We start from the raw sequence: 574 nt of genomic DNA, 5'->3' as shown, positions 1-574 counted from the left end.
CTCATAACCCGAAGGCCGCAGGTTCAAATCCTGCCCCCGCAATTGTAGCTTTCCTAACCGAAAGTGATCTGGAACCGTGGTGTAGTTGGCCTAACATGCCTGCCTGTCACGCAGGAGATCGCGGGTTCGAATCCCGTCGGTTCCGCCATTTTAATACTTTACACCGTGCCGGTGTAGCTCAACTGGTAGAGCAACTGACTTGTAATCAGTAGGTTGGGGGTTCAAGTCCTCTCGCCGGCACCATTTTAGTATTTTGCAATCAGAGGCTAATTAAGTGTATAATATAAGCTCTGATGGTAATACTTAAATACTCATGCAATGTTGTTTAACCTTTATGGCGATCGTGGCGAAGTGGTTAACGCACCGGTTTGTGGATCCGGCATTCGGGGGTTCAATTCCCCTCGATCGCCCCATAGTTTTCTTTATTGGGGATTAGCCAAGCGGTAAGGCAACGGACTTTGACTCCGTCATGCATAGGTTCAAATCCTATATCCCCAGCCATTTACTATGAGTCATTAGCTCAGTTGGTAGAGCACCTGACTTTTAATCAGGGTGTCGAAGGTTCGAATCCTTC

4 tRNA genes are annotated in these 574 nt (G+C 47.7%); all 4 read left to right on the top strand.

The features are described 5' to 3' along the window. Positions 1–70: 70 nt before the first annotated feature. The 4 genes from AB4Z30_RS29960 (at position 71) to AB4Z30_RS29945 (ending at position 501) form a co-directional block, all read left to right on the top strand. A tRNA-Asp gene (locus AB4Z30_RS29960) sits at positions 71–148 on the top strand. Between the two features lie 19 nt (positions 149–167). After that, positions 168–243, top strand: a tRNA-Thr gene (locus AB4Z30_RS29955). A gap of 94 nt (positions 244–337) precedes the next feature. Beyond that, positions 338–413: transfer RNA gene (locus tag AB4Z30_RS29950), tRNA-His, on the top strand. A 13-nt stretch (positions 414–426) separates the two neighbouring features. After that, positions 427–501 (top strand) — tRNA-Gln (locus AB4Z30_RS29945). Positions 502–574 lie beyond the last annotated feature (73 nt).

It is taken from the genome of Paenibacillus sp. 2TAF8, assembly GCF_052114825.1.
Taxonomy (GTDB): domain Bacteria; phylum Bacillota; class Bacilli; order Paenibacillales; family Paenibacillaceae; genus Paenibacillus.
Note: the sequence above shows the minus strand (reverse complement) of the source record. Positions and strands in the feature narration are given on the sequence as shown.